This window comes from Microbacterium sp. Leaf161, assembly GCF_001423645.1.
Lineage (GTDB): Bacteria > Actinomycetota > Actinomycetes > Actinomycetales > Microbacteriaceae > Microbacterium > Microbacterium forte.
This window is the reverse complement of sequence record NZ_LMOW01000001.1, coordinates 1,596,179-1,618,793: the sequence shown is the minus strand read 5'-3', so window position 1 is coordinate 1,618,793 and position 22,615 is coordinate 1,596,179. Positions and strand designations below refer to the sequence as shown.

Annotated in this window: 18 protein-coding genes; 2 read left to right on the top strand and 16 right to left on the bottom strand. The window is 68.2% G+C overall.

Translation table 11 applies throughout. The features are described 5' to 3' along the window. Nucleotides 1–97: 97 nt before the first annotated feature. Nucleotides 98–661: a TetR/AcrR family transcriptional regulator gene (locus ASF87_RS07930; RefSeq protein ID WP_042538167.1), complete on the bottom strand. Its 564-nt coding sequence runs from the start codon at nucleotides 659–661 to the stop codon at nucleotides 98–100. Nucleotides 662–757: 96 nt separating this feature from the next. On the opposite strand from ASF87_RS07930, the gene ASF87_RS07925 reads away from it, so the two are divergent. Continuing rightward, on the top strand, nucleotides 758–1,600 hold the full coding sequence (locus ASF87_RS07925) for an alpha/beta fold hydrolase (RefSeq protein WP_042538169.1): 843 nt from the start codon (nucleotides 758–760) through the stop codon (nucleotides 1,598–1,600). 139 nt (nucleotides 1,601–1,739) lie between these two features. On the opposite strand, the gene ASF87_RS07920 is transcribed toward ASF87_RS07925, so the two are convergent. The 5 genes from ASF87_RS07920 to ASF87_RS07900 all read right to left on the bottom strand — a co-directional run bounded on the left by ASF87_RS07920 (nucleotide 1,740) and on the right by ASF87_RS07900 (nucleotide 10,545). Next, nucleotides 1,740–4,508, bottom strand: coding sequence for a glycosyl hydrolase 53 family protein (locus ASF87_RS07920; protein WP_056375400.1), 2,769 nt, complete (start codon nucleotides 4,506–4,508; stop codon nucleotides 1,740–1,742). 31 nt (nucleotides 4,509–4,539) lie between these two features. Further along, complete coding sequence (locus tag ASF87_RS07915; RefSeq protein WP_056375399.1) at nucleotides 4,540–5,451, bottom strand: sugar ABC transporter permease; 912 nt, start codon at nucleotides 5,449–5,451, stop codon at nucleotides 4,540–4,542. Next, the gene (locus ASF87_RS07910; RefSeq protein ID WP_056375398.1) at nucleotides 5,451–7,073 is read right to left on the bottom strand and encodes an ABC transporter permease subunit; all 1,623 of its coding nucleotides are present in this window, start codon (nucleotides 7,071–7,073) and stop codon (nucleotides 5,451–5,453) included. Before ASF87_RS07910 ends, ASF87_RS07915 begins: the two co-directional genes overlap by 1 nt. 124 nt (nucleotides 7,074–7,197) lie before the next feature. After that, a complete protein-coding gene (locus tag ASF87_RS07905) occupies nucleotides 7,198–8,424 on the bottom strand; it encodes a sugar ABC transporter substrate-binding protein (protein ID WP_056375397.1) in 1,227 nt (408 codons plus the stop codon). 114 nt (nucleotides 8,425–8,538) lie between these two features. Continuing rightward, nucleotides 8,539–10,545 (bottom strand): beta-galactosidase, encoded by a 2,007-nt coding sequence (locus ASF87_RS07900; RefSeq protein WP_056375396.1) that lies wholly within the window; start codon nucleotides 10,543–10,545, stop codon nucleotides 8,539–8,541. Nucleotides 10,546–10,760: 215 nt separating this feature from the next. Between ASF87_RS07900 and ASF87_RS07895 the strand changes: the two genes are divergently transcribed. After that, nucleotides 10,761–11,768, top strand: coding sequence for a LacI family DNA-binding transcriptional regulator (locus tag ASF87_RS07895; protein ID WP_056376416.1), 1,008 nt, complete (start codon nucleotides 10,761–10,763; stop codon nucleotides 11,766–11,768). Between the two features lie 15 nt (nucleotides 11,769–11,783). Here ASF87_RS07895 and ASF87_RS07890 read toward each other — a convergent pair whose 3' ends face one another. The 10 genes from ASF87_RS07890 to ASF87_RS17910 form a co-directional block, all read right to left on the bottom strand. Further along, the gene (locus tag ASF87_RS07890; RefSeq protein ID WP_056375395.1) at nucleotides 11,784–12,650 is read right to left on the bottom strand and encodes an alpha/beta fold hydrolase; all 867 of its coding nucleotides are present in this window, start codon (nucleotides 12,648–12,650) and stop codon (nucleotides 11,784–11,786) included. 115 nt (nucleotides 12,651–12,765) lie between these two features. Next, nucleotides 12,766–13,473: a hypothetical protein gene (locus tag ASF87_RS07885; RefSeq protein ID WP_056375394.1), complete on the bottom strand. Its 708-nt coding sequence runs from the start codon at nucleotides 13,471–13,473 to the stop codon at nucleotides 12,766–12,768. 90 nt (nucleotides 13,474–13,563) lie between these two features. Further along, the gene (locus ASF87_RS07880; protein ID WP_056375393.1) at nucleotides 13,564–14,520 is read right to left on the bottom strand and encodes a siderophore-interacting protein; all 957 of its coding nucleotides are present in this window, start codon (nucleotides 14,518–14,520) and stop codon (nucleotides 13,564–13,566) included. Next, nucleotides 14,510–15,310, bottom strand: coding sequence for an ABC transporter ATP-binding protein (locus ASF87_RS07875; RefSeq protein ID WP_042538187.1), 801 nt, complete (start codon nucleotides 15,308–15,310; stop codon nucleotides 14,510–14,512). Before ASF87_RS07875 ends, ASF87_RS07880 begins: the two co-directional genes overlap by 11 nt. After that, a complete protein-coding gene (locus tag ASF87_RS07870; protein WP_442922800.1) occupies nucleotides 15,307–16,389 on the bottom strand; it encodes a FecCD family ABC transporter permease in 1,083 nt (360 codons plus the stop codon). Before ASF87_RS07870 ends, ASF87_RS07875 begins: the two co-directional genes overlap by 4 nt. Then, a complete protein-coding gene (locus tag ASF87_RS07865; protein WP_056376414.1) occupies nucleotides 16,386–17,408 on the bottom strand; it encodes a FecCD family ABC transporter permease in 1,023 nt (340 codons plus the stop codon). The genes ASF87_RS07870 and ASF87_RS07865 overlap by 4 nt, the downstream gene beginning before the upstream one ends. Before the next feature lie 53 nt (nucleotides 17,409–17,461). Continuing rightward, entirely contained in the window at nucleotides 17,462–18,496 is a 1,035-nt protein-coding gene (locus ASF87_RS07860; protein ID WP_056376413.1) for an iron-siderophore ABC transporter substrate-binding protein, read from the bottom strand. A 381-nt stretch (nucleotides 18,497–18,877) separates the two neighbouring features. Beyond that, nucleotides 18,878–19,081 (bottom strand): cold-shock protein, encoded by a 204-nt coding sequence (locus ASF87_RS07855; RefSeq protein ID WP_042538190.1) that lies wholly within the window; start codon nucleotides 19,079–19,081, stop codon nucleotides 18,878–18,880. 76 nt (nucleotides 19,082–19,157) lie between these two features. Next, entirely contained in the window at nucleotides 19,158–22,043 is a 2,886-nt protein-coding gene (locus ASF87_RS07850; protein ID WP_056375392.1) for a helix-turn-helix transcriptional regulator, read from the bottom strand. 68 nt (nucleotides 22,044–22,111) lie between these two features. Further along, nucleotides 22,112–22,498: a hypothetical protein gene (locus tag ASF87_RS17910; RefSeq protein WP_056375391.1), complete on the bottom strand. Its 387-nt coding sequence runs from the start codon at nucleotides 22,496–22,498 to the stop codon at nucleotides 22,112–22,114. Nucleotides 22,499–22,615 lie beyond the last annotated feature (117 nt).

Here is a 22,615-nt window from a genome sequence, read left to right as displayed (position 1 = left end):
CTCGCACCATACGCGCGTGAGCACGGGAACACACCAGCCTTGACACCGGCATCCGAGAAGGCTAGCCAGGCTAGCTAAATCCTCGAGTGCGCCGCGATCAGGCGGCGACGGCGGCGTCGATCAGCACCTCGGCCGCATTGCGCGCCTGCACGGCGACCTGCGGATCGGCGGCGATGGCCGCGGTGCTCTGCGCACCCTCCGCGAGGATCGACAGCTGCGCGGCGAGCGATGCCGGTGCCCCAGCCGCGACCACGAGCCCCGCCATATACGCCTGGAAGGAGGCCTTATGGTCGCGGACGATCTTGGCCACCTCGGGGTTCGTGCCGCCGAGCTCGCCGAACGCGTTGATGAAGGCGCAGCCGCGGAAATCGTCGGTGCAGAACCAGTCCTCGAGATACCCGTAGACGGCGAGCAGTCTGTCGCGCGGGTCAGCCCCGGCATCCGCCACCGCCCCCGTGAGCCCCGACTCCCACTCCCCGTGCTTGCGGGCGAGGACAGCCGTGACGATGTCGGTCTTCGACGGGAACAGCGCATAGAGGCGGCGCAGCGACACGCCGGCCGCGGCCCTCAGCTCGTCCATGCCGACAGCCGCGTATCCCTTGCGGTAGTAGAGCTCGTCCGCCGCCGCAAGGATCTGTTCACGCACCGTTTGCTCCGTCATATTCTCAGTGTACTTGACATGAGAACGACCGTTCTCTACAGTGGACAACATCAGCCGAGAACGACCGTTCTCACAGGATCGAAAAGGATCAGGATCATGGGTTACATCACCGTCGGAAACGAGAACAGCACCCCGATCGAGCTCTACTACGAAGACCAGGGATCGGGCCAGCCCGTCGTCCTGATCCACGGCTACCCGCTCGACGGACACAGCTGGGAGCGCCAGACCCGCGAGCTGCTCGCCCAGGGCTACCGCGTCATCACCTACGACCGCCGCGGATTCGGTCAGTCGTCGAAGGTCGGCACCGGATACGACTACGACACCTTCGCCGCCGACCTCAACACGGTGCTCGAGACCCTCGACCTGCGCGACGTCGTGCTCGTCGGCTTCTCGATGGGCACCGGCGAGCTCGCCCGCTACGTCGCCACGTATGGCCACGACCGGGTCGCCAAGCTCGCGTTCCTCGCCTCGCTCGAACCGTTCCTCGTGCAGCGCGATGACAACCCCGAGGGTGTGCCGCAGGATGTGTTCGACGGCATCGAGGCCGCAGCCAAGGGCGACCGCTTCGCCTGGTTCACCGACTTCTACAAGAACTTCTACAACCTCGACGAGAACCTCGGCTCGCGCATCAGCCAGGAGGCCGTCACCGGCAGCTGGAACGTCGCGATCGGCAGCGCTCCTGTCGCCGCCTACGCCGTGGTCTCGTCGTGGATCGAGGACTTCCGCGGCGACGTGGATGCGGTGCGCGATGCCGGCAAGCCCACGCTGATCCTCCACGGCACCAAGGACAACATCCTGCCGATCGACGCCACCGCCCGCCGGTTCCACCAGGCAGTGCCTGCGGCGACCTACGTCGAGGTCGAGGGCGCCCCGCACGGCCTGCTCTGGACCCACGCCGACGAGGTCAACGCCGCGCTGAAGGACTTCCTCAGCAAGTGATCCTTCCTTCCGGTCGTTGAGCGAGGAGCGCAGCGACGAGACGACACGCGGTGGGATGCCGGAGTTCAGCGCTCTGGAACCCCACCGCGTTTCGTCTCGCTCCGCTCGCTCAACGGGCGGAAGGTCTCTCGTATCGAGTTCAGCGCTTGACCATCACCGTGAGCGTCTTGCTCTCAGTACTGCCCGCGACGTTCACGAACTCCACACGGTAGGTGTGCTTTCCCACCGGCCGCCCCGACACCGGCACCGCAACGCGCTGCGCGGCGGGGCTGTTCGCGACCATGTCGCCCTCGGAGATCAGCACACCGTCTTCGTACAGGCGGTACGAGGTCGCGTTCGTGCCCCACCACATGTCGGCGGTGAGCGTGTACGACCCGTCGCCGTCCCAGTTGTCGGCCGACAGCACGGGCGTGCCGGGAGCCGCATCCTTCACCTTCACCGTCACGGGCTTCACCGCCGTCACGCCTCGCGAGTTGACCAGTTCGCCGGTGTACACGTAGCTGCCGTTCGCCTTGCCGGTCACGGCGACCTGTGCCGTCTGCGCACCGGTGCCTCCGAACGTCAGCGGCACCGTCTCGATCAGCACGCCGTTCTCGAACACTCGCAGCTTGGTGGCGTTCTGCCCCCACCACAGATTCATGGTGAGCGTGAAGTCGCCGTCGAGCAGCCCGGTGTCATGGCCGTTGTCGTGCGACAGCACCCCGCGAGCCGGCGCGGCCGTCGCCGAATCCTTCCGCACGAGTGCGTCGACGGCGGCATCGAGCGTCGCTACGGCTCCCGCCACGGCATCCTCACTCGGGCTGGTCGCTGCGAGCACGATGTCGGCACGCGCGATCGCATCGGGCATGGCGGTCGTCGACGACTCGACATACGTCGTCAGGTCGAGAGCCGCAGCCGCATCGCGCCGCTCCCGCAGCTGCGTGGTATCGACACCGGGCATCGGTTCGCGCACGAGCTCGAGATCGTCGATCGTGCCCCACGCCCCCGCCGGCAGCGCCGCGGAGATCCGCACGGTCGCCGTGCCCTCGGCACCCACCTGCAGCGCCTCGGTCGTCGGCGTCGACCACACACGCCAGCCGTCGAACCCGAAGGCCGCAGCGGCGGCCGCTGCAGACGGCGACGAGAGCGACAGCGAAGCCCGTCCGTCCGCACCCTCACCGTCTCCCTGCAAAGATGCCCGTGCGACGTACGACCCAGCGGGCAGCCCTGTCACCGTCTGCGACAGCTCGAACGAGAAACCGGATGCCGAATAGAAGTGCGCCGAATGGGTGCCGCTGCGCGGGTCGTCCCACGCACGCAGAGTGAGGCCCGACCCGGTCGCACCCCACATGCTCGTGTCCGCATCCTCGAAGCCGGGGTTGCGCAGATAGTTGCGCGCCGAGATCGTGACTGTGGCCGAGGCCGCGAGGCCCGCATCCGTCACTCCCGAGATCGCGTACTCGCCGATGCCCTCGATGTACTGCGCCGCGTCAGACCAGGTGACCGTCTGCTGCTCCGACGAGCCGTCGTTGTAGAGCACGGACACCTCGCCCGGCAGCTCGACGGAGTCACCCTCGACCAGCTGCAGCGCCACGGGCTGCACCGACTCGACCGCGCGCGGAGCCTGGGCCCCGGTGCGCACGTACGAGAAGATGTTCAGCGCATCGGATGCCGTGCCGTCGAAGCCGAACAGCGCCTGGTTGTCCCACGCCGATCCGCCGAACCACTGGCCCGCATCATGCGGCTCGTACTCACCGGCGAAGCTCGACGCCCACCCCGATCCGTCGCGCTCCCACAGCACCTTGTTCGCATCGACCTGAGCGGGTGTGCCGACCGGCAGCCACGCGGGCTCCCAGTAGTACACGCCGATCCCGGCCTCGCCGACGTCGGCGACGGCCTGCACGACGGCGCGCACCGCATCGGCCTGGCCCTGCACGCTCACCGGATACTGCGTCGCCTCGGACGGCAGGTCGACCACGTTGCCATGGCCGTCTCCGTCGTCGAGCGTGAACGCCCACGAGGTCTCGGCGACCATGACCTTCTTTCCGTAGGTCTCGGCGACATGCGAGAGCACCGACGTGAGGTTCTCGGGGGTGCCGTGCCAGAACGGGTAATACGACGACGCGAACACGTCGTAGTCGACGTCGTGGCTGTCGAGCTGGGCTGCGACGTCGGCATAGAATCCGGCCCGCTCGGGGTTGGTGAAGTGCACGGCGACGAGAGTGTCGGGCGCTTCGGCGCGCACGGCGGCGGAACCTGCCGAGAACACCTTCGCCATGTCGTCCCAGCCGCGCACTCCGGCGACGCCGCCGTTGGTCTCGTTGCCCACCTGCACCATGCGCAGGTCGACGCCCGCATCGACCAGGCGCCGCACGGCGTCACGGGTGAAGGTGCCGACCTCGGCGGCGACCTGGTCAGCCGTCATCCCCTCCCAGGCCTTGGGCACCTGCTGCTTGGCGGGGTCTGCCCAGAAGTCGGAGTAGTGGAAGTCGACGAGCACCCCGAGTCCGGCATCCGTCGCGCGCTGAGAGATCTCGATCGCACGGTCGACGTCGACGTCGCCGCCGCCGTAGCCGTTGCCGTTCGCGTCGAACGGGTCGTTCCACACGCGCACCCGCACATCGGTGACCCCGGCGTCGGCGAGGATCTCGAACAGATCACCCGGCGTGCCGTCGGAGTCTCGGAACACGACGCCCGACTCTTCGAGAGACAGCACCGACGACACGTCGACGCCGCCGATGAAGTCGTCGGGCAGGTTCTCGACCCGAGGGACGGTGATGCCGGCATCCACCGGTTCGGCGGCGGCGACAGCAGCCGGCACGGATGCCGGGGATGGCGCGGCCGACGCCGGCAGCGCGACGCCGATCAGGGCGACGGCGGTGACCGTGGCCAGGGCGGTGGAGAGAAGGGAACGCGTGCGACGGTGCATGACGGCCTTTCGAGCGGTGCGGAAGAGAGGATCAGCCCTTGACGGATCCCTGGGTGAGCCCTCCGACGATGTACTTCTGCAGCGAGAAGAACAGCGCGAGCACGGGCACGGCGGCGACGACGACACCGGCGGCGAAGAGCCCCCAGCGCGAGGTCAGCTGGTTCGAGACCCACTGGTACATGCCGACGGCGAGGGTCCAGTTGTCCTCGGACGTGAGGATGATCTTCGACAGGATGAAGTCGCCGAACGCCGCGAGGAATGCGAGCAGGGCGACGACCGCGAGGATCGGCACGACCAGCGGCATGATGAGCCGCCAGAAGATCTGCGCATGGCTGGCGCCGTCGATCTTCGCGGACTCGTCGATCTCGACCGGGATCGTGTTGAAGAAGCCGTACATCAGGAACGTGTTCGCGCCGAGTGCACCGCCGAGGTAGACGCAGATCAGCGCGATCTTCGAGTTGATGCCGAGAGCAGGGACCACGTCGCCGAGGGTCTGCAGCATCAGGAAGATGGCGATGAACGCCAGCGCCTGCGGGAACATCTGCAGCACGAGCAGGGTGGTGAGGCTCGCGCGCCGCCCACTGAAGCGGAAGCGCGAGAACGCATAGGCGCCGCAGGCTCCCATCAGCACCGAGCCCACCGCGGTCACGCCGCCGATCAGCAGGGTGTTGCCGAACCACACCCAGTAGCGCGATTCGCCGAGGGCGATGTAGTTCGCGGGATCGAACGCACTGAACAGAGCGCTGGATGCCGCGAGGCTGCCGCTCGGGTTGAGCGACGCCGACAGCACGTAGACGAGCGGGAATGCGGCGAAGAACAGCACGCCTGCGGCCAGGATGTACTTCCAGCCGACCTCGCCCCACCACCGACGCCGTCGAGCGCCTGCGCGCGCGGCATCCGCTCCTTTCGATGAACCGGTCACGATGACTCTTGTCTCACTCATCACTGGTACTCCTCGAGCTTGCGGGTCTGTCGGAAGCTCAGCGCTGAGATGAGACCGACCACGATGAAGGCGATGATCGACAGCGCGCTCGCGAGGCCGTAGTCGGCCGCACCACCTGAGACGCCCGAGACGTCGTAGATGGCCGAGACGAGGATGTCGGTCGAGCCCAGTGCGTACGGAGCGCCGGCGATGGCCGGCCCGCCGTTGTTGAAGGTGTAGATCACGGTGAAGTTGTTGAACGCGACGGCGAACGAGGCGATCAGCAGGGGGGCGGTCGACACGAGCAGCAGCGGCAGCACGATCGCGCGGAAGCGTTGCAGCTTGTTCGCACCGTCGATCTCGGCCGCTTCGAGCGTCTCGCCCGGCAGCGACTGCAGCGCGCCCGTGCACACGAGGAACCAGTACGGGTAGCTCAGCCACACGTTCACGAAGATCACCGCGGCTCGGGTGAGCCACGGGTCGCCGAGCCAGTTGATCTGCGAGCCGAAGAAGAACAGGTCGTTGATCACGCCGAACTCGGCGTTGAACATGCCGCGGAACAGCAGCGCGGCCATGAATGCGGGGAACGCGTAGGGAAGGATGAACAGCGCTCGCAGGAACCGGCGACCCTTGACGCGCGGGTCGTTGTAGACGATCGCGAGGCCGAGTCCGACGGCGAAGCTCAGCACGACCGACAGGATCGCGAACGCGAAGGTCCAGACCGTGACGCTCAACAGGGTGCCCGCGAGGTTCGCATCCGTGAAGAGCTTGAGGAAGTTGGCGAACCCGACGTTCACCGACCACCCCGTCGGCAGCGCCGTGCCGTCTTCGGCCACGAACGCACCGAGATCCGTCGCCGTGTAGACCGTGCCCGACTGCGTGTCGGTGATCGTCTGCGCCTCGGCATCCCACACCAGCGTCGGTTCGTAGACCGAGCCGGTCGAGCCCTCTCGGGTGCGGATCGAACCGTCGTTCGGGTCGTCCGAGACCGGCACCCTGAGGTCCTTGATCGTCGCTCCGAGCGTCGGGTCGGTCAGCACGGTCGCCCGGGGAACGACCGTCCACCCCGGAACCTCGCTCGGGGCGCCGGTGGTGCCGATCTCGGCACCGGATGCGGTGGTCAGCGGCTCGGTCGCGGATCCGACCTGCACGTCACCGTCGTCATCGACGATTGCGAAGCCGAGCTCGTCGCCGCGCTGCACGATCGAGAGCGGGTAGTCGGACGAGCCCTCGATGCGACGCTCGCCCTGGATCAGCGCGGCCTCGACCGCCTGCTCCTGTGTGCCGACGTGACCCGTGCCGTAGTTCGTGAAGGCGATGTACGCCGTGTAGCCGAAGATGAAGACCTGGAAGACGAGCAGGAAGATCAGCCCGGGCAGCAGGTACTTCAGCGGCAGCGCCTTGCGAGTGAAGTACACCCAGTCGGCGATGATCACCAGCAGCACGACGACGCCGAGGACGATCCATGACTCGGCGCTCCAGGCCGAGATCGCGGTCATGATGCCGAAGGCGTTGACCAACGCCATCAGGGCGAGCTTGATGAGGAAGCCCCAGCCGAGGCCGCGAAAGCGACGGGCGTGGGATTCGCGCGAGGGCTTCACCACGGGGGTGGGGGCCTCGGCCGGTGGTGCCTGGATCGTCATGTCATCAGTCCTGTCGATGCATCGGTCGTTGAGCGAGCGAAGCGAGACGAAACGCGCCCGCGTACGATGACGCGTTTCGTCTCGGTCGCTTCGCGTCCTCGCTCAACGACCGGCATTCGGTCGGTCAACCCGCGAGAGTCGTCTCGAGGTCGGCGACCATGGTGTTCCACGTCGACACGGGGTCGGCGCCGTTGATGATCTGCGCCTGCGCGGCGTTCCAGAGATCCCAGACAGAACCCATCTCGGGGATCGACGGCATCGGCACGCCGCTCTGGGCGGAGGCCACGAAGCCGGCGGTGATCGGGTCGGACGAGACCTCGTCGGCGAGCGTCGACCACGCGGGGATGCGGGGGTCGGCCTCGTAGAGGGCACGCTGCGCGTCTTCGGTGCCGAGGTAGTTCACGAGGAACTCCTGGGCGAGAAGGGCGTTCTTGCTCTTGCTCGAGAGGTAGAAGCCCTGCACGCCGACGAACGGGGCTGCGGGCTCGCCGCCCGCAGAGGGGATCGGGTTCACGGCGACGTTGATTCCGTCGAACGCGCTGATGGCCCACGGGCCCTGGATCGTGTACGGGGCCTTGCCCGACGCGAACAGCTCGTTGTTGATGTCGTAGTCGATGGTGGTCGAGATGTAGCCGGTGCCGCTCGAGCCGTTGGCCCCGAGCCAGCTGGCGAACGCCTCGCCGGGTGCTCCGCCCATGCCGACCTCGCTCGTGTACGAGCCGGTGTCATCCTGCACGAAGACGGGGGCGCCGAACGAGGTCTGCAGTCCGTACATCGTGTATCCGTCGCCGGTCTCGCCGCCGGTGTTGATGACGAACGGACGCTCGGTGCCCGCCGCGACACCCTTGGCGATCATGTCGTCCCAGGTGGCCGGGGCCTCGGCGCCGACGAGGTCGACGTTCTGCACGAGGGCGATGGTCTCGAGCGAATACGGCATCGCATACAGCTGGCCGTCGTAGGTCATGGCGTCGAGGGCGACCTGCTCGAACTCCGACGCCTTGTCGCCGAGGTCGATCGTGTCGACGACACCGGCCGCGACGAGCGCCCCGAGCCAGTCGTGCGCGCCGACCGTGATGTCGGGTCCCTCGCCGGTCGGAACCTGCGCGATGAAGTCGTTGCGGAGGTCCTCGAAGTTCTTCTGCACGAGGGTGACCTTGGCTCCGGTCTCCTCTTCGAACGCCTCGGCGGCTGCGGTGATCGCGGCTTCGCGCTCAGCGTCCGTCCAGATGACGAGTTCAGCGCCGTCGCCGGATGCGGCGTCGTCGCCGCCTTCGGGTGCGCCGGCGGAGCAGCCCGCGAGGACCACGGCCGCGGCCAGAGCGAGTGCGCCGACTCCGATGTGCTTGCGCATGCGTTTTCCTATCTGTCGTGGCCGACGATGCGCTGCGCGTCATCGCGACCGGGGTGGGTGTTGCTGTGTGGTTCGTGGTGGTGCAGGGTGATGCGGGTCGTGCGGGTCGTGCTGTCAGTGGGAGGTGCGGATGACGGCGACCCCGCCCGCCGCGATCGTCAGGGCGCCCGAGATCTCGGCGCCGCTGAGGAGCTCGACGCCTGCGGCTTCGAGCTCGACGTCGTCATCACGGTGGTTCACGGCGATGCGGTAGACCGCGTCGGCGCCGTGACGGGTGATGACCTCGAGGCCTTCGGCGACACCCGACGGGGTGACGTCGGCATCCGCGTAGACCTCGTGCAGGAGCGCGCGCATTCCCGCCGCATCCAGCCGGGTGCCGACGTACCAGCCGGTGCCCGCCCCGTGACGGTGACGCGTGATCGCGGGCTCGCCCTCACCGGGTCCGCCCGAGAAGTTCGCGATGACCTCGGCTCCTTCGAGCGCGATGTCCTCCTGCCAGACGTCGGCGATGATGCCGTCGTGATCGACCCAGTCGAGGCCGTGGCTCTCGCCCTCGCGCAGCGGCAGGAACTCCTCGACCGTGAGCCCGAGCGCCTTACGCAGCGGGGCGACGAAGCCACCGGCGTGCACGGCGTCGCTCTCGTCGACGATGGCCGAGAAGAACGACACGAGCAGCGTGCCGCCGTCGCGGACATACGAGGTGAGGTTCGCGGCATCCGCGGTGCTCAACAGGTACTGCGCCGGAGCGACCACCAGGCGGTAGCCCGAGAGGTCCTGGCCCGGCAGGGCGAAGTCGACCGTGATGCCGTCACGCCACAGCCGCTCGTAGAAGCGGCGAACCTGGGCGGCGTGCGTGACATCTTCGGAGGGGCGCCATTCGAGGTCCTGTGCCCAGAACGACTCGAAGTCCCAGAGGATCGCGACGTCGGCTTTCACCGTGCTGCCCTGCACCTCGTCGAGGCGGCCGAGCGCGGCACCCAGATCGACGACCTCCCGGAAGACCCGCGACTCGGTGCCGGCGTGCGGCAGCATCGCGGAGTGGAACTTCTCGGCGCCCGAGCGGCCTGCGCGCCACTGGAAGAACAGGATGCCGTCGGCTCCGCGGCCGAGGTGCGTGAAGGAGTTGCGTTTCATCTCGCCGCGACGCTTGGCGATGTTGCGCGGCTGCCAGTTGACGGCCGAGGTCGAGTGCTCCATGAGGATCCACGGCTTGCCGCCGCCGACTGAGCGGCTGAGGTCGGCTGCGATCGCGAGCCCGATGTGCGCGTCCTCGTCGGCGGCCCACAGGTAGTGGTCGTCAGAGACGATGTCGACCTCGCGGCCCCAGGCCCACAGGTCTGTGGTCCAGCTCTGGTTCGCCATGAAGTTCGTCGTGACCGGCTGATCGGCGTGCGCGCGGATCGCGTCGCGCTCGGCGATGAAGCACGCACGCAGCTGGTGATCCGTGAAGCGCGCGAAGTCGAGGCGCTGAGCCGGGTTCACGACGCTCGGGGCGATGGCGGGCGCACCGACGTGCTCCCACGCCGAGTAGTGCTGACCCCAGAAGGCGGTGCCCCACGCGCTGTTCAGCGCATCGAGCGAGCCGTACTTCTCCTGGAGCCAGAGTCTGAAGGCGGCGACCGCGTTCGGCGAGTAGTCCTCGCCGACGGGAACGCCGTATTCGTTGTGCACGTGCCACAGCACGACGGCCGGATGCTGCGCATAGCGCGCCGCGAGAGCATCCGCGATCCGCACGATCGCCTCGCGGTAGGCCGGTGACGAGTGCGAGGCCATGCCACGCGAGCCGAAGCCCATCGTGCGACCCTCGCGGTCGATCACGTGGGCGTCGGGGTGGTTCGCGAAAAACCACGCCGGCGGGGATGCCGTGGGCGTGCCCAGGTCGACCTTGATGTCGTTCGCGTGCAGCAGGTCGAGCAGCTCGTCGAGCCAGGCGAAGTCGAACTCGCCCTCGGCGACTTCGATGAGCGCCCACGAGAAGATGCCGACGCTCACCAGGTTGACTCCGGCCTCGCGCATCAGGATGACGTCTTCGCGCCACGTCTCGGGCGACCACTGCTCGGGGTTGTAGTCGCCGCCATAGGCGATTCCGCGCAGCTCAGGCCAGGCGTGGGGCGAGGTCATCGGCACTCCATCGGGTCGGTATGGTCGTGGTGCGGGTCCCGGCGTGCTGTCGCTCATTCGACTGGGACCGGTCTCAGCCTGACTCATGAGAGTGACTGGGACCGGTCTCAGTTCTACCCCAGGTCTGCCGTCGATCACAACTGCCGTTACCGAACTGAGACCGGTCCCAGGTTGGACTACCGCTCGATGGGATGCTGTGGGTAGAGTCACAGGCGATGAGTGATGTCAGCGCGAAGCGCAAGCCGACGATCCGCCAGATCGCGGCGCAGGCGGGGGTGTCCCGCAGCACGGTCTCGCGTGTGATCAACGGCGGGCACTGGGTGTCCCCCGATGCCAGGCAGGCCGTCGAAGAGGCGATCCTCGCCACCGGCTACACGGCGAACCATCACGCGCGCAGTCTCGCGACGGGCCGCGCCGGTTCACTGGCGTTTCTGCTGACCGAGCCGCAGCAGCTGCTGTTCGACGACCCGACCTTCGCACTGCTGCTGCGCGGAGCGGCCGAAGCCCTCGCGCAGCGGGCGATGACACTGGTGCTGCTCGTCGCCGGAACGCCCGCCGAGCGCGAGAGCGTCGCCCAGTTCCTCAGCGCCGGTCATGTCGACGGCGTCATGCTGATCTCATCGCATGAGTCCGACCCGCTGCTCGACCAGCTGATCGAGGTCGGCATCCCCACCGTCTGCTGCGGTCTGCCCCTCGGGCACGAACGCGAGCTCTCGACGATCTCGGTCGACGAGGTCGCCTCGGCCCGCACGATGGCCGCGCACCTCGTGGCACAGGGACACCGCCACATCGGCATGATCACCGGCCCCGACGACACCCCCGGCGGGCGCTACCGCCTGGTCGGCTTCCGCGAAGAGCTCGGCGAGCAGTTCGACGAGACGCTGGTCGAGGTGGGCGACTACTCGTACGAATCAGGGCAGGCCGCCATGACGAGGATGCTCGAGCACGACGTCGACGCCGTGTTCGCAGCATCCGACCGGATGGCCGCCGGAGCCATCGCCGCCGCCCGCCGTGCCGGACACCGCGTGCCGGAGGACATCGCGATCGCCGGGTTCGACGACTCGGGCCTCGCCGCCACCCACGAGCCTCCGATTACGACCATGCGCCAGCCCTGGGATCAGATCAGCGCGCAGATGGTCGCCGTGCTGCTCGAGGTCATCGCCGGAGCATCGCCCCGCTCGGTCATCCTCGACACCGAGCTCGTGGTGCGCGAGAGCGCGTAGGCGGCGTTCTCACCTCTACGATCGGTCGAGCACCTCGCGGAGCTTCGCCGCGAAGGCTTCGGGCTGGCCTGCATAGCCGAATTCGCCGCCCATGAAACCGCCGTGGTGACTGGGGAAGACCGTCGCCTGCTGGCCGAGCTGCTCGGCCAGGGCGATCGCAGTGCGTCCGGTGTAGACCTTCAGCGACTCCTCCCCGACCGCCACCACGATCCGGGTCGGCGCCGCCTTCAGAGCTTCGATGTCCGGCACATAGAGGGGCACCGCCCACGACAGCTCTGACAGCAACGGGTCATCCCGCGAACCGTCGTCTTCGGTCGGCATCCCGAACGCCGCGGGGTCCGGCGCAGGCTGCGCGAGGTGCTCGTCGGTGACTTCGCCCTCCCACGAGGTCATCACGATGAACGCCGCCATTCCGGCACCCCAACCCTTGTCCTGATACACCTTCGTGTAGGCCACCCGCGCACGATGGACAGCCTCGGCGTCTGGCAGCACGCTGTCGATCGGCGGCTCGTGGGCGACCAGGGTCGCGACGTCGTGCGGGTGCGCCGTGACCAGAGCGAGCGCGGTCACAGCACCGCCGCTGCTCGCCAGCATGTCGACCGGGCCGGCGCCGAGCGCCTCGATGATCGCGTGGACGTCCTCGGCCTGGGTCTCTGGTTCGTTGGTCACGCCGCCGTCCTTGCGTGTGCTCCGACCCAACCCGCGCGGGTCGTAGGTCACGACGGTGCGGTCGTCGAACAGCGTCACCTGGGCCTGGAATCCACTCGCGTCCATCGGCTGCCCGATCATCATCAGCGGAGGGCGACCCTCCGCTGTCGGCAGCGGCCCGTGAACGTCGTAGACCAGATCGACCTCCGGGAGCTCGAGAGTGTGCTGCGTCATGGACGGCCTCCTCGTCGTCGAACGATTCCACTGGGATGCTACGACGCCGCATCCTCGTGCGCCACCAGGCCATGTCCCGCCACGAGGCGGTTGGACTCGCCGGACACCCGTCGGCTCACTCGTAGGTCGTGATGGCGAGGTCGATCATCGGCAGGCTGTCGCGGGGAACGACCGTCGTGCAGACCACGTGCTCGTCGACGCGGAACCCTACCGCGTAGACGAAGGGATCGGTGTCGATCTGCACACCCGGTCGATTCCGGCCATCGACTGCGACGACGGCATCCCTCGCCGCCGATGTCTTCGCCTCCCAGCCGTCGTCACCCTCGCTCGGCAGGTCGGAAAGTCCGAGCTCCTCGCGGAATCTGTTGCGCAGTATGTGATTGGCGTGGTCGACCAGCTGCTGCGAGAGAGCGTGCCGCTCGGGATCGGGTGACGCCTGCCAGCTGGTGCGCACCGCCTCCCAGAGCATCGGGTACTTGAGCAGCTGAGCCCGCTCGATCAGCCACGCTGGGCGACCCCACGGCGGTTCCTCCTCGATCGACCGCCGGAGGTCGGGGTCCAACTCGATCTCGTTGCGAGGGTCGGAATGGTCGTCGGGATTCTTCCACAGCGTGTAGTTGAGCGACACCGACGACTCCGCCAGTGCCATCGGCGCGCCCGTTGTCGCCGACGCGCCCATCTCCATGAACGAGGCACCTGGTATCCGCGTGAGCGACGGCTGCGTCCGCAGCTGGAACACCGGGAAGGAGAGCCCGCGCACGCGAGCTTCGAAATCGGCGCTCGGGTCAGGGGCGTCCATCGGCACTGCTCCGGCATACTCCATCCGCCCAGTCTGACCTCTGCCGGGGCCGAACTCCAGGACTCAAAGGGCGACGCGAACCGTTGCGCGGCCGACCGCGCGAAAGCAGGCGACTCAGCCGCGCATGGCGACGCCGCGGCGCCAGTAGCCCATGAAGGCGACCTGCGAGCGGTCGATTCCGAGATCCTTGACGAGGTGCCGTCGCAGCGTCGTGACGACGCCACTTTCGCCGGCGATCCAGAAGTATCGTTCGGCGGGAGCATCCGCTGCCGCGATCTCCTCGCCGAGACCCGAGTAATCAGGAGTCTCCCACAGCAGCTCGTCGGACTCGATGTCCTTCACGTCGATGGCATCCGCCGCATCCGCATCGCCGAGATACTCGAGCACGGCGGGAATGAGCCGCACGCCATGAGGCTCGCCCGCATCTCGGGGCAGCCAGTGCACCTCGACGCCGGCGGGAGCGTCGATGCGCAGGATGTCGGCGGGAGACGGCACCTCGATGAACGCGCAGCCTCGGAGGTCGCTCGGGGCGTCTTCGAGGATGCGGGCGATCGCGGGAGCCGCGGTCTCGTCACCGGCGAGAACGACCGACGCAGCAGTGCCCGGCTCGTACTCGGCACCGCCGTGAGCCGCTGCGGCGACCCCGCGACGCGGTCCGACGATGAACAGCTCCTGGCCGGCGGCGGCCGCATCGGCCCACCTCGACGCGGGGCCCGTCAGTCCAGGCGCCAGGTGCAGCACGAAATCGACGTCGAGCTCGGTGCCGGCATCCGTCACGCGAAGCTCGCGCACCGAGTAGGTGCGCATGGATCCGCGCTCGTCCTCGGGCACGGCGAGGAACGACCCCCACCAGTCGTCGGTGTCCCGATCGAGCTCGGGAAGGATGCCGGATGCCGGCGGGAACACGATCTTGATCCGAGAGTCGAAGGTGTCGCCCGGAGTGCCGAACTCGAAGAGGTCGTCACCGCCGAAGGTGACGCGCACGAAGTTCGGCGACACCCGTTCGACCGCGCGCACCTCGGCGCGGGCCAGCACGTAGGTGGGGCGTTCGGTCGTCGTCTCAGCGGACATGATGCCTTCCGATCGGGGTGACCATCGGCTTTCCCGAGACCGGGTCGATGGTGATCTGGTTCGCGAGGTCGAAGACCTCTTCTACGAGCTGGGCGGTCACGACATCCTGCGGAGCGCCGGTGGCGTGCACCCTGCCCTCCTTCATCGCGACGAGCTCGTCGGAATACCGCGCGGCGAGGTTGAGGTCGTGCAGCACCATGACGATCGTGGTGCCGCGCGACACGCTCAGGTCGGTGAGCAGGTCGAGCACCTCGACCTGGTGCGCGACGTCGAGGAACGTCGTGGGCTCGTCGAGCAGCAGGATGTCGGTCTCCTGCGCCAGCGCCATCGCGATCCACACGCGCTGACGCTGGCCACCCGAGAGCTCGTCGACGCTGCGGTCGGCGAGGTCGGTGGTTCCGGTCGCCTCGAGGGCGTCCGCCACGATCTCGTAGTCGTGGGCACTCCAGCGGGCGAGCATCTTCTGGTGCGGATGCCGGCCACGACCCACGAGGTCGGCGACGGCGATGCCCTCCGGCGCGACGGGCGACTGCGGCAGCAGACCGAGGATGCGCGCGACCTCCTTGGTGGGGCGCGCATGCACCGACTTGCCGTCGAGCACGATCTGGCCGGCGGTCGGCGAGAGCAGACGCGCGAGCGAGCGCAGCAGCGTCGACTTGCCGCATCCGTTGGCTCCGACGATCGTCGTGATCTTGCCGGGCGCGATCGCGAGGTCGAGGCCATCGATGATCGTGCGGTCGCCGTAGGCGAGCGTGACGGACTCGGCCGTCAGAGTGTGCGCCTCGGTCACAGTGAGCCTCCCGAGCGGTTGGTGCGGATGAGCAGGAAGATGAGATACGGAGCGCCGAGCACACCGGTGATCACGCCGACCGGATAGCGATCCCCGAACGCGAACTGGCCGAGAAGATCGCCGCCGAGCACCAGCACGGCACCGATGAACGCGCTCGGAAGCAGCAGGTTCGCGCCCGGACCGGTGATGCGGGCGGCGATCGGGCCCGCCATGAACGCGACGAACGCGATCGGGCCGCAGGCCGCGGTCGCGAAGGCGAGCAGGGCGACGGCACCCAGGATGAACAGCAGGCGAGTGGTGTTGACCCGCACGCCGAGACCCGACGCCGAATCATCGCCGAGCTGCATGGCGCCGAGTGCGCGCCCCTGCGAGAGCAGCAGCGGCATCAGCACGGCCGCGGCTATCGCGAGCGGCATCACGCGCTCCCACGAGGCATTGTTCAGGCTTCCGGTGAGCCACTGCATCGCGGTCTGGATGTCCCAGCTCGCTGCGCGCGACAGCATGTACGAGATGAGGCTCTGGAGCATCGCCGCGACGCCGATGCCGATCAGGATCAGTCGCGTGCCCGCGAAGCCGTTCTTGATCGACAGCAGATAGATGATGCCCGCGGTCACGATCGCTCCACCGAGAGCCAGGAGCGAGACCACCGGGCCGTTCAGCGACAGCACCACGATGCCGAACACCGCAGCGGCGCCGGCGCCGTTCGAGATGCCGATGATGTCGGGAGATGCGAGCGGGTTGCGCAGCAGCGTCTGGAACGAGACGCCTGCGATGCCGAAGGCGAACCCGGCGAGGATCGCGAGAACCGCGCGGGGCAGACGCAGCTCACCGACCGTGAACGACGCCCCCGGAACCGTCTCGCCCACGATGACGCGGATCACCTCGTCGAGCGGATAGAAGGTGTTGCCGATCATCAAGGCGACGGCGAACAGCACCACGAGCATCGCGCCGAGCACGATGGTCGCGACGGCGTGGCGGCGGTGTCGCGAGCGACGGCCGGCGATGATCGCCGCGACGGACCCGCCCGTTCGTTCGGATGCGGCAGGAGTCTGGGCCGCGGCCCGGTCGATGGTGCTCACAGTTCACGCACCTTCTGACGGCGGACGATCCAGATGAAGAACGGGGCTCCGATGATCGCGGTGATGATGCCGACCTGGATCTCCTCCGACGAGGGCGCGATCACGCGGCCGACGATGTCGCTCGCGAGCAGCAGCGCTGCACCGGCCATGGCCGAGAACGGCAGAAGCCAGCGGTGGTCGGTGCCGATCAGCATCCGGCACACGTGCGGAATGACGAGTCCGACGAAGCCGATCGGACCTGCGATGGCGGTGGCGGCGCCGGCGAGGATCACGGCGCCGAGCGCCGACATGAGGCGCGTGCGGAAGACGTGCTCGCCGAGGCCCTTGGCCATGTCGTCGCCGAGGGCGAGGGAGTTCATGCCGCGGGCACTCACGAAGCAGATCAGCGCTCCCAGCGCGAGCACGGGCGCCGTGATCGCGATACGCGGCCATTCGGCGCCGCCGACGCCCCCGATCTGCCACGACTGGAATGCCTGCAGGAGGTCGACGCGCGGCAGCATGATGGCACTGATGAGCGAGGCGAAGGCGGCCGACGTGGCTGCACCCGCGAGGGCGAGCTTGAGAGGAGTGGCGCCACCGCGGCCGAGCGAGCCGACCGTGTAGACGAAGGCTGCGGCGAGTGCGGCGCCGATGATCGCGAGCGCCATCTGGCTGTAGGCGTCGGTGAGGCCGATGAATGCGAGACCGATGACGACGGCGAGCGAGGCGCCGTTCGAGACACCGAGGATGCCGGGATCGGCGATCGGGTTGCGGGTGACCGCCTGCATCGTCGCGCCGGAGAGGGCGAGGGCGGCACCCACGAGGAGTGCGAGCACGGTGCGCGGGAAGCGCTTGATGATCGCGGCCTGGGCGAGGGTGTCATCCTGCCCGCTGAGCGCGGCGAAGATGTCGTCGATGCTCACGGCGCGCACGCCGAAGCAGATCGACAGGATGCAGAGCACGAGCAGAACTCCGAGACCGACGAGCAGCCAGAGCGAGCGCGCCCATGCCGGGCGCCGCAGGTCTGCGGTGCCCGGCATGGGAAGGGTGACAGCGGTCACGGGAATTCAGTGCGCGAGGGTGACGCTGAAGGTCACTTCGCGGCGAGCGGTGCCGCCAGCAGGCCGAGGTAGTCGGAGAGACCCCACGGGATCGACAGCGGCGAGGGGTTCGCCGACGCGGCGATCGGAGTGGCATCCGGGAGGATCGCGATGCGGCCCTCGGCGATGGCCGGGATCTTCGACAGCAGCGGGTCTGCCTGCAGCGTCGCGATGAGCGACTCGTCGCCGTAGGTCACGAAGACGTCGACGTCAGCGAACTTGTCGGCCTCTTCGGAACTCACGGTCAGGTAGAACTGGTCGCTGTCGGCGTTCTCCTCGACGACGGACGGCAGAGGAAGGCCCAGGTCGTCGTGCAGGTATCCGGGGCGCGTGTCGATCGCGGTGTAGTAGCCGACCTGGCTCAGGTCGCTCGGGTCGATGTAGGCGAAGAGGACCTTCTTGTCCTTGAGAGCGCTGTTCTCCTCGAGAGCGGCCTCGGCGTCGGCGTGCAGATCCTCGATGAGGGCATCGCCCTCTGCTTCGAGTCCGAGAGCCTTCGAGTTCATCTCGATCATCTCGTCGACCGGCGTGCCCCAGGCGACCTCGGGGTACGCGACGACCGGAGCGATCTTCGAGAGGGTGTCGTACTCCTCCTGCGTGAGGCCGGAGTACGAAGCGAGGATCACGTCGGGCTCAGTGTCGGCGACGGCCTCGTAGTCGATGCCGTCGGACTCGTCGAACAGCACGGGCTCTTCACCGCCGAGCTCGTCGAGCTTCTCCTCGACCCAGGGCAGGATGCCGTTGTCGTCGTCGTCACCCCACGAGGCCTTGCTCATGCCGACGGGAACGATGCCGAGCGCGAGGGGAACCTCGTGGTTGGCCCAGGCGACGGTCGCGACGCGCTCGGGCTTGGTCTCGATCGTGGTCTCGCCATAGACGTGCTCGATCGTGACGGGGAAGGCACTGTCATCGGCGGGGTTTCCGCCGGCGGAGTCGGAGGTCGAGTCGTTCGACGGCGTCGCGCAGGCGGTGAGGCCGACGGCGAGGGCCGCGGCGACACCGGCGGCGAGAAGACGAGAGGTGCGCACAGGCATTCCCTTCGGGTTGGGATGAGGGGGTGCGGCGCGGAGGGGCGCCAGGCTTTGGTAAGCCTGGCCTAATCTAACAGAAAGTTAGGCAAGCCTCATCTCGGGTCCGGGCGCCGGGCGGCGTCCATCCCGCGCGTGCCTGGTCGAAAACGCATGTCCGGATGCAGGCTCGACGCCGCAGCGGTCAGCAGCCAGTCCGCGCGTGCGGGGTCAAAAACGCATCCCCCACGCCCGATTCGGATGCTTTATTGACCCCGCACGCCCGCTCAGATGCGTTATTGACCCCGCACCGCATCACGTCCGTCTCGGAAAGCGCTCGGGCATAGAGAAAGCCGGCCGGATCCGTGAGGATCCGACCGGCTTCAGGAAGTCTGCTCGCGCTCAGAGAGCGCGGATGTTCGCAGCCTGCATGCCCTTGGGGCCACGCTCAGCGTCGAATTCGACCTTCTGGTTCTCACGGAGCTCCTTGAAACCGGAGCCGGTGATTGCCGAGTAGTGGGCGAAAAGGTCGTCCGTGCCGTCATCGGGAGCGATGAAGCCGAAGCCCTTTTCAGCGTTGAACCATTTCACAGTGCCAGTGGCCATGTGTTTTCTACTTTCTTTTTCAAACGGCCGCTTGCGCGGCCTGCGCCGTGACGGAACGTCCGACATACGCGCAAGCTCAACGTACCACGGCATCCTGACGTGAAACCCCGAAGTTCGGATTCTTTTGCAGGACCGCCGCCTCGGTGCGCGTGCTGACGCCGAGTTTTCGCAGCACGGCCGACACGTGAACGCTCACCGTCTTGACGCTGATGAAGAGCCGCTCGCCGATCTGACGATTGCTCAGCCCCTCGGCGATCAGGTCGAGAACCTGCCGTTCGCGGGCCGTGAGCGGGTCGGACTCTTCCGCGCTCTGCGCACTCGTCGGCGCCGCCGCGAGGCCTGCCGCGGCGGCGAACGCACCGATCGTCCGTGTGAGGGGAACGTGCCCGAGGCGTTCGGCCTCGTTCGATGCCTGGGCGAGGACCGCCGTCGCCTCGGAACGATCGCCGGCATCGACCAGCACCCGTGCGAGCTCGAGCCGGGTCATGAGGCGGAAGGTCACAGGCACGTCATCGGCGTCGGCGAGTTCGACGGCCTTCCGCAGGCTCGGTGCCGACGGCGACAGCAGCGACTCGAGAATCGACCACCACCTGTCGCCGAGCAGCTGCTCCGGCTGGGCGAGCCACGCGGCTCGGACTTCGTCGCTCGCCTCGCCGACGTCGACGCCCGCCGCCCGGAGCTCGGCGATCAACCACCCCGCCTCGAGAAGAAGCCGCCTCTGGTGCAGGAAGACCGGACCGTCATCGGCGAGCATCGCGCGGATCTCGTCGAGCGCACCGGCGAGGTCTCCACGGCCCTCGGCGACGGAGACGCGCATCATCACCTCGTCGTACCAGATCTGCCGCTCTACGCGACCGGTCTCGTCGAAGGCGGGGTGCCACTCGCGCAGGATCTCGGCCGCCTCGTCATGTCGCCCTCGCCAGGAGAGCACACGCACGCGGGTCATCGTGGAGTACATGTGAGAGATGCGCAGCGTCCTCTGCGCGAGTTCACGGGACAGCATCCCCTCGACCCGCTCGATCTCCCCCATCTCGAGCAACGGCACGGCCATGTTCTGCGTCATCAACGCACCGGTCGTGCGTTCGACGCCGAACGCACGCGCTCTGGCCAGGCCGTCTTCGGCCACGGAGACGGCATCTCTATAGCGCCCGAGCAGCCCGAGCAGGTCGGAGTAGTTGACGCGATATCGCATCTCGGGGTTCGCACTGCGCGCCAGATCGAGAGCGGCCGCATACTCCCGGTGCCCGGCCTCGAGATCACCGAGGTGCGCTCGAGCCCCGCCGCGCACGTTCGCGGCGATCGACGCCTCATCGTCGGCCCCGACCCGCTCGGCGCGCTCACCGGCCTCGGTCGCCAGCGCGATCGCCTCATCGAGTCGCCCGGCGATCATGTAGCGACTCGCGAGCTGATTGAGCACCGATGCGCGCAGTCGATCATCGTCGACCTGCCTCTCGAGGATCTCCAGCGACTGCTGCAGCAGCTGGATCGGCCCCGATCGGCCGAGGTTCATCATGTAGTAGGCCTTGTCTCGCAGCAGCTTCGCGTGCATCCGCGGGTCGACGGTGTCGGGGTCTACCTCGTCGAGCGCGAGATTGACGACAGCAAGCGCTCGCTCGCCGTCACCGGCGTTGCGGAGCACCGAACCCAGAGTGCGGAGCACCTCGAGGCGACCGAGACCCACGACGCTCTCGGCGTCTGGCACCTGGATCCACAGATCGAGGGCGAGCTCTCCGAAGCGTGCCGCGCTCGCGAAGGCGAACCGCGACTTGGCGTCGAACATCGCGGCGACGGCCGCGGCGAGCGCTCGGCGGTCGTCTTGCGCGAGCTGCCAGTGATAGGCGAGCGCCGCCGAGTCGGCGGTGTCGGAGCCCTCGCAGTTCTCCTCCAGCGCCTCGGCATACGCTCGGTGCAGCCGCGCTCTCTCACCCGGAAGCAGATCGTCGTGCACGGCCTCGCGCAGCAGCGCGTGGCGGAATCGATAGTCGTCGTCGGCCACGATGAGGATGCCGCTGAGCGTCGCCTCACGGATCGCCTCATCGAGGCGCGCCTCGGCCAGACCCGCGAGCTGGGTGACCAGCGGATGGGTCAGCGGGCGCTCTGCCCCCGAGACCACCTGCACCACCCGTCTCGCATCATCGCCGAGGCGGTCGAAACGGGCCAGGAGCAGGTCGCGCAGGCTGCCGGGAAGCGGACCCGAGGAGCATCCGGCGAGCTCTTCGACGAAGAAGGGGACTCCTTCGGCGCGGTCCTGGATGCGCTCGAGTGCCGCGTCGGTGAGGGGCTGCCCGGTGATCGATTCGGCGAGCTGGCGAACCGCCGACGTCTCCAGCCGTTCGACAGTGACCCGCTCGAGCAGGCGCGCGCGAGTGGCCTCGCCGATGAATCGACTGACCGCGTCTCCGCGGCGGACGTCGTCCGAGCGGCAGGTGAGGAGAAGAAGGATGCGCCCGTGGGTCAGCGTGCGCAGCAGGAAGGAGAGGAGCGCGAGGGTCGATTCGTCTGCCCAGTGCAGGTCTTCGACGACGAGCACCTGCGGCGCGTGCTCGGCCGCGGCCTCGATGAGTGCCGCGATCGCATCGCGCAGCCTGTCGGGGCTGGTCTGCGAGCGCTCGGTCGGATTGAGTTCGGGCAGCAGCATCCCCAGAGCCTCGACGCCGACACCGAGCTCTTCGCGCACCCGATCTGCGCCCATGCGCGTGACGATCGAGCGAAGGATGCCGGTGATCGGCCCGAAGGGCGTGCGCGAAGCCCCGAGATCGAGGCACCACCCGACATGCACATCGGCTCGGTTGACCACCTCGGCGCCGAACTCGCGCAGCAGCCGGGACTTGCCTATGCCCGCCTCGCCCTCGATGAGCGCCGCGAGCGGAACCCCCTCGACGACGCGGTCGAAGAGGCCGCGCACGACTGCGATCTCGGCCTCTCGGCCGACCATCGCAGCGCTCGCGGCGGAGAGTGACATGGACTCATCGTCCCACTCCCCTCCGACATCCGGGCGGGGTGGCGCGGTCGGTGCCAGTGATGCCGAACTCACCGAACCGCCGCGGGCTCGCAGCAGACGGCTGCCAGACCGGCGGCTGGTGCACCGGGCGCCATTTCAGCGGGCGCAGCGACCCGCGAGGCTCGCGGAGCGACCGTCGTGGTGCGCGGGGCGGCCGTCGTGGTGGTGCGCGGGGCGGCCGCGGCGGCATCCGGCGCAACGTCCGCGGCAGCATGCGCGGCAGCATCCGGCGCATTCGACTGTCGCCGGGTGACTGTGCGCAGCATCCGCTGTCCGAACCGTCCCACCGAACCGGGCGTCCGCGGGACGATCTGGTCGGCGTGCTCGGCGACGAAGCGACGGCGTTCAGCCGCCCGCTCCCGACGCTCGTTCTCGTACTCGCTGATCTTCTCGGCGAAGTAGGGGTGCTCGTACATGACATCTCCTCGGTTGGGATGTCCCTACACTCCGCTCTGAGGTGCCCCTCCTACATCGGGAGGATGCCCTATCTTCTGCGTCGAGCGCGGCCTAGGCCGCAGCAGGCAGGCTGCAGG